At 46.5% G+C, this 6,664-nt stretch carries 6 protein-coding genes and 1 other RNA gene; 5 read left to right on the forward strand and 2 right to left on the reverse strand.

Annotation, left to right across the window (positions count from 1 at the left end; all coding sequences use genetic code 11):
* Positions 1–135: 135 nt before the first annotated feature.
* On the forward strand, positions 136–777 hold the full coding sequence (locus V4C51_RS10075) for a DUF4124 domain-containing protein (protein WP_330926030.1): 642 nt from the start codon (positions 136–138) through the stop codon (positions 775–777).
* A 249-nt stretch (positions 778–1,026) separates the two neighbouring features.
* Positions 1,027–1,827: a prephenate dehydratase domain-containing protein gene (locus V4C51_RS10080; RefSeq protein WP_330926031.1), complete on the forward strand. Its 801-nt coding sequence runs from the start codon at positions 1,027–1,029 to the stop codon at positions 1,825–1,827.
* Between the two features lie 47 nt (positions 1,828–1,874).
* Here V4C51_RS10080 and V4C51_RS10085 read toward each other — a convergent pair whose 3' ends face one another.
* Positions 1,875–2,069: a hypothetical protein gene (locus V4C51_RS10085; RefSeq protein WP_330926032.1), complete on the reverse strand. Its 195-nt coding sequence runs from the start codon at positions 2,067–2,069 to the stop codon at positions 1,875–1,877.
* A gap of 538 nt (positions 2,070–2,607) precedes the next feature.
* On the opposite strand from V4C51_RS10085, the gene tal reads away from it, so the two are divergent.
* On the forward strand, positions 2,608–3,561 hold the full coding sequence (gene tal, locus V4C51_RS10090; protein ID WP_330926033.1) for a transaldolase: 954 nt from the start codon (positions 2,608–2,610) through the stop codon (positions 3,559–3,561).
* Between the two features lie 267 nt (positions 3,562–3,828).
* On the opposite strand, the gene V4C51_RS10095 is transcribed toward tal, so the two are convergent.
* Positions 3,829–4,611 carry a DsbA family protein gene (locus tag V4C51_RS10095; RefSeq protein ID WP_330926034.1) on the reverse strand — a complete coding sequence of 261 codons (783 nt, stop codon included), beginning with the start codon at positions 4,609–4,611 and terminating at the stop codon, positions 3,829–3,831.
* A gap of 780 nt (positions 4,612–5,391) precedes the next feature.
* On the opposite strand from V4C51_RS10095, the gene smpB reads away from it, so the two are divergent.
* Both smpB and ssrA read left to right on the forward strand, forming a co-directional pair.
* Positions 5,392–5,871: an SsrA-binding protein SmpB gene (gene smpB / locus V4C51_RS10100; protein ID WP_330926035.1), complete on the forward strand. Its 480-nt coding sequence runs from the start codon at positions 5,392–5,394 to the stop codon at positions 5,869–5,871.
* A 353-nt stretch (positions 5,872–6,224) separates the two neighbouring features.
* Positions 6,225–6,590: a transfer-messenger RNA gene (gene ssrA / locus V4C51_RS10105) on the forward strand.
* The last annotated feature ends 74 nt before the right edge of the window (positions 6,591–6,664 follow it).

A 6,664-nucleotide genomic window follows, 5' to 3' on the forward strand; every position in this document is an offset into this window, starting at 1 on the left:
GCTATTTCAGTTGCAGGTAAGCCGTATAGAACCCTGTTGTTTCCGGGCTTAATTTGCAAGGTAGTACCAAATGAGATGCCCCTGCCCTCTGAGTGACTATATTTAGTAGAAATGAAACATAAAATTGAGGGTAATATGCACGTTCGATTTGGGCTAGCAGTGGTGTTATTGGCGTGCCTGGCAGCCAATGCGCACAGCACAATGATTTATAAATGCAGGGTTGATGGCCGACTGGAATTCTCTGATCAGCCCTGTGCAGGTGGCAGCGTTGTGACCCTCAATGAACTTGCGGCACCGTTGGCTACTTTTGACAGGAATCAGGCTGCCCGGCTCGATTACACCATAAAAAGCCATTTAATCAAGGAGCGTATTGCCCGACACCGCCATAAAATTGACCGCTATACAGCCAGAATGAATACTGAGCTTAAAGCAGCAGGAGCAGCTTCAGGCAAGCAAAACAAGACTGTTATCAGAACCAGCGCCAACCAGTCATTGATCAGTAAGCCCGCAGATACTTTGCGGCCCACTGGCAGAAACCCGGCTTCGGGGTCCGCTTCAGAATGGGAAGGGTCAGGCAACCCTGGTCAATCCATCAATAAACTATCAGGTGTATTAGAAGACCAACTGGGTAATATAGCGAATGCTATTAACAGGATGGATCGGGATACCGTTTCCGGTCAGCAGCGCGCAGTCATTGAGCATTACAGCACGCTGATTAAAACTGAGGAATTTAAGATCAGTCTGTTAATGCAAGAGCTAAAATCACTTCGCGAATAAAAAATATTTTCTCTCTCAACCTCCTGTCATGGCAGGTAAATGTGAATGACGCTAAAAAAATATGCCCTGGCAATTGCGGAGCTTTACCTTGAGATTAGTTGTGTCGCTTAGGTGGCGTTCACTCGCCATCTAAAGCGTGTGGAGCGAAGCGACACCCTTTTTGACGAACTGACACCTTCACCGTTTTGTAACATACCCGTGTTAAAAGGCGTGATCGTAATAGTAAAAAGTATGAGAGTAAAAAGCATAATGCGAACAATAAAAATCCAAAAAAATATCTGTGCTTCTGTTCTGCTGACGTCAGTGGTTGTTGCTTTAAGCGGTTGCCAGCAGAAGTCCACCAGTGTAAAGACCAGCCATGAGCAAGCTTTGGCCGCGACAAATACGACTATTTATGTACAAGCCTCAGAAGGCAGCTATAACCACCAGGCAGTCAGCCTTCTTAGTAAAGAGGAAGGAAAAAGCAATATACAGTACAGCTTTGCAGGCACGCCACTGAATACCTTTGCTGAAGCGGCCAATGCAAACACAGAGGCGTTTGTTGCATTGCGTAATGATATTATTCCTGGTCACTTCGTGGCGGCAACCATTGACGCCTTTAAATATTACAAGCCAAAAGCAGTAACAGGCGGAGTCAATCTACCGATTGAAATGTGTCTGTTACGCACCAAAGCATCCATTGACAAGGGTGTTCCCCTCAAGCGGATTGCTTCACACCCTGCCGCATTGGCACAGATAAACCACTGGAAAGCCAATAAAGACCTGACAGAGCTGCCTTTACCCGAAGGAACTGCCGCTGCAGCACGTGACGTAGCAAACGGTACATTGTCTGCTGATACCGGTGCTATTGGTGCTTGTATGCTGGATCAACTTTATCCCGCGCTGACAGTAGTTGAGCGAAATATTCAGGATAGTGATAATAACCACACCTTTTTTGGCCGCTTAACGGTGGAAAAACGTCCAGAGGTAGTGTCTGAGGCTGAGGCAAAGCAGGCATTAGCGAAGGTGGTTAAGCAGGCAAAACAACAAACGCCCGTTTCTTTATTGTAATGGCAAACTGACTAACAGGTTCCCGGCCTACTAAAAGCGGTCTGCCACTAAACAAACGTAAGGTCTTGGTCTTGTTGCCAGGCAGAGAAATCCGTCAATTCGTCCTTCAGTAATTTGTCGTAATTGACTGATAGCATCCCGGTATAGGCCGCGCCGGGTTGCTGCTCAGGCAGTGAAGAAGGCGCCTCCGCGTTTTGTGAAATGGTTGATGTTGCCACCGTGGATGTGCTTGTGGATGTCACTGTTTCAGTTAAAAGGGCGCTCCCCGCATCGGAAGTTATCCTTGATACGGAGACGGCACCCGTTGATGTTGTTAACGTATGAGTGACAGACCTGACCGTTCCAATACCGGGGATTTCCTCTGCATTAATGACTACCTCAGAGACTCAGTGTGGTCAGAGCGGCCGCTCCTCATATAGCGTCAAACACCGTTAAGATGCTCAATCCAGATCAGTCAAAGACTGCTGGTTTTAATGGGCGCCATTGAAAAAAACGAACCTGTTCAAGTTCAGTAGGTATAAACAAGACTCTACCCTGATACTGACGATATCTTTCCAGGTATGTATACTATCTGGTTTCTGTATTGACCCTGAGAGGCTGTCTTGAAAGCCGTGCTGCAATTGCGGTCTGCGATAAATAGGTCTAAAGTCGGTGTTGTGGGTTAAATAGAGGGCTATTTGCTGCTCAACAGCAACTTTTTATTCTCTGTTTATTCTCTGTTTTTCTTGATGGCTACGCGCAACTTTTAAGGCAACTTTTGAGATGTAATAGGACACCAGCATGTCTAACCTGCTTTGCCAGCTTAAAGTCATGACCAAAGTTGTGGCTGATACCGGGGATATTGACGCCATCAGCCTTTATGAACCTGTAGATGCGACGACCAATCCGTCTTTGATTCTTAAAGCTGCTGAGCTACCGGCCTACAGTGGATTGTTAGAAGAGGCTAAAAACCATGGCCGTAAAATGTCCACAAAACAAGCTGAGCAGGTAAAATATGCCTGTGACTGGTTAACCGTTGGTATTGGTAAGGAAATCCAGCAGGTGGTGCCAGGCTTTGTATCCACTGAAGTAGACGCCCGCCTTTCCTTTGATACCAAAGCCACTATCAACAAGGCGCGCCAGCTGGTTGAACTTTACCGTGAAACCGGTGCTGACACTGATCGCGTGCTGATTAAAATTGCTTCTACCTGGGAAGGCATTGAAGCAGCAAAAGTACTGGAAAAGGAAGGTATTCGCTGCAACCTGACTTTGCTGTTCAGTTTCGCGCAGGCACAGGCCGCTGCTGAAGCGGGCGCTTACCTGATTTCACCGTTTGTTGGCCGTATTCTCGACTGGTATAAAAAAGCTGAAGGTCGAAACTATATAGCGTCTGAAGACCCGGGTGTTCTTTCAGTACAACGTATTTACAACTACTATAAAAAGCACAACTACAAAACCGTTGTTATGGGCGCCAGTTTCCGTAACACAGGTGAAATCATTGAGCTGGCCGGTTGCGACTGTCTGACGATAGGCCCGGATCTACTGAATGAGCTGAAGCAAACCGAAAGCATTCTGGTGAAAAAACTCGATGCTGACAAGCCCAACTGCCAAGAGGAAAAACAAGTACTGAACGAAGCCGCTTTCCGATGGGCTATGAATGAAGATGCCATGGCAGTGGAAAAACTGGCGGAAGGCATCCGAAACTTCACTAAAGATCAAGTGAAGTTAGAGAGGTTGATAGCTGCGAAACTATAAATCAGTAAAGGGAAAAATATAGCGGTGATATCCCCGTAAACCCCGTAAAGGTTGAAATCCGTTCTTATGATGGATTCCAGCCTTCTTCACATAGGGTTGGTTATTAAGCGGAATGTTAGACGAAACGCGCCACCCGCCTGGCTCGGCGGGAGTACTCTTTCGGAATTTCGGAATTTCGGAATTCAGACAGGTTCCCGGGGCTGCGTTAACTTGTCGCGTAGCGGCTTATCAGGAATAGCTGCTGTGTAAGCACTACGCTCGGTTGCACTAGGTTTTACTCATTTTTGATGCTTGCTCCACCGCTGCTTTAATTGCGTCTATATCAGCGCCGGCGATAACCTTAATGTCTTTAATATCCTTGGCCCCATCAGGAATTATAATTAGTGCTGGTGTACCACGAAAACCAAGATCCATAAATAGATTCAGATTTTTATCAATCGGGCTTTTACCTTCCTCATGTGATGCCATTTCCTTGGGGTTCGCGCCTGCGGCTTCAGCAAATTTATCCACGTCTGCGTGGGTCAGCTTGGACTCTTCAATAGTCGATTCCAAAAGAGCGTTATGGTATTTCTCGTAAGCAGCACTGCCTTTTTGCTGATATATACTGAGTCCCATTTCAGCGGCATACTTTGATGCTTCCCAGCGGGAGCCAAAGATGGGGGTTTCTTTCAGAACCAGCTGTACATCTTTGTTATCATCCACCAGTTGCTTAAGTCCAGGTGCCAGTTGTTTACAATACAGACACTGATAATCAAAGAACTCAACGATACGCACTTTGGGTTTTTCACTGCCAATGACAGGGGATGTTTTATCGTTTATCAACGCATCCATTTGTGACAGTGCTTTAGCTGCAATTTCAGCCGTGTATTTTTCTGTTTGCTGCTTTTTGAGGGCTTCAGAGACTTTAATCAGAACCTCTGGATGTTCTACCAGGTAATTGGCAGCAATCTGGCCTATTTCATCATTGGACAACGAATCGGCTTTATCTGACATGTCACAGCCGGCTAGCGTGCCTGCAATCATGATAGTAATAAGCGTTTTTTTTAACATACATAGTACCTTAGTGTTTAATAAAATAGCGGTGCCATTTGCCGGGTGAGTAGTAATGAAAACTATACCAGCATCGTCACCGCGAAGGTGGGAAGCAAGTGTCCTGGTGGGTGCCTGTCTTCGCAGGAATGACAGACTATAGGTATTTTATGAAACGTAGTTACCCTTGCACAATTTGTTGTTGATAGCAATAGACTAGTACATCCTGTCAACGGGATTGACCTTTATCATCTTCGAAGGGACTGAGTCTGTCGAAGTGAGGTGCTAACGCCGCCCTACTTCTCTCAGGATGAACGAAGTCGAAGCTAATCAACCATTATACTAGTCAGTTTACAAGTGATATCAAATAAGCATTGTCGTAACAATCCATAAAACTTCTGCTCAAATCAGATGCAGCAGTAAGGGTAGTGAGGGTAGTGAGGGTAGTGAGAGTGCCTGCCAGGCGACCCTCAGACCCGTTTATTGCAAACCGCGCTTGCGGCACGACTTTTAAGAGCGCTATTTGCGCTTCGGGGCGACAATAGCCTGTTTTTTTATGAAATATCCGGGTTAGTAAGAGTCTGATAATAACTTCCCGGTTTTGCCGTTCGGGCTGAGCCTGTCGAAGCTCGCTGCCACCACCCTCGACTCTTCGGTAAGCTTAGAGCTCAGGGTGAACGAAAATCGGGAAGTTATTTTTAGACTGCTCCTCAGTTACTCCGAACTGATTGCTGCATAAAAGTGCTCCCGGTATGTTAGAAAGCAGTGACATCAAGCACGCACCTCCCTATAATCCGCCCTATGGCTAAGAGATCGAAGAAAAGCAAGCAGGGCGATTCAACCATCGTCACTAACAAAAAGGCACGTCACGATTATCATATCGACGAGTCTTTCGAGGCAGGTGTTGCCCTTTGTGGCTGGGAGGTGAAAAGCCTTCGGGTAGGCAAAGTACAGCTGGTGGATAGCTATGTCCTGTTAAAAGACGGCGAAGCATGGCTTATTGGTGCGCAGATTACCCCTCTGGACACCGCATCGACCCATGTGGTGGCTGACCCGCTGCGTGATCGAAAACTACTGCTGCACCGGAAAGAGCTGGCAAAACTGTTTAGCGCCACCCAGCAAACTGGGCACACTTGTATTGCTACCAGGCTTTACTGGAAAAAGCACCTGATTAAATGTCAGGTGGCATTGGCTCGCGGTAAGAAGGAGTTCGACAAACGCGCTGCTCTCAAAGAGCGGGAGTGGAATATTGAAAAGCAACGAGTATTGCGTAAAGGATAACCATTGCCGTTAAGAAGCCTCTACCTTGAGGCTGTTTATACTCCCGAAACACGTCATTGACATCCGCCATCCTGAATGGGGAGTTCCTGCTACCAGATGGCATTGCCCTGTCACATGCATGTTTCTGATCGCGTTTATTTCAGAAGCTGTCCTGGTGGTTATTCACTATCTTATTGAGATGAAAAAACCGTGGAACACGGCTAAATTAAGCGACAAATTAACAGTTTCAGGGTCGGAGGTCAGTTTGCAATAGAACCCGTCTTAGTACTGAAGGTTGAGTTTTTATGCGATTTTTTTAAATTAACGTTTGACTTTTATGCTGTGTTCTGTAATAAATGCACCACGGTTTCACTGGGGGCGATTAGGATTCGACGACGGTTACGAAACCTGAGGTGCATGTCGAGCGCGTAGTGGCTCTCGCAAATCTAATCACTGCAAACCTTATAGTTGCTAATGAAGACAACTACCAAGGAGCACTGGCTGCTTAAAAACAGCTAGCTCCCGATCGCGCTAATTTGCCTGTTGGCTGGTAACGATCGCAATTGAAAACAGGATCGCCACGGAAACCCGCCTGGGGTTGAAGGGTTAAAACGAAGCAGGATCGCTCAGTTCACCTTGCCCGTTGGGTCGTTCAGAGTTAATTTAAAAACGGATCTAAGCATGTAGAGCCAAAGGCGTAGGACTGGCGGACGCGGGTTCAAATCCCGCCGCCTCCACCAACATAGCTTTGTAATTCAATGAGTTACAGAAGCACTAAAGTTCAAAGTGGGTATTTTTATACCCACTTTTTGCA

It is taken from the genome of Candidatus Sororendozoicomonas aggregata, from assembly GCF_031528575.1.
In the GTDB taxonomy this organism is placed as follows: Bacteria; Pseudomonadota; Gammaproteobacteria; order Pseudomonadales; family Endozoicomonadaceae; genus Endonucleibacter; species Endonucleibacter aggregata.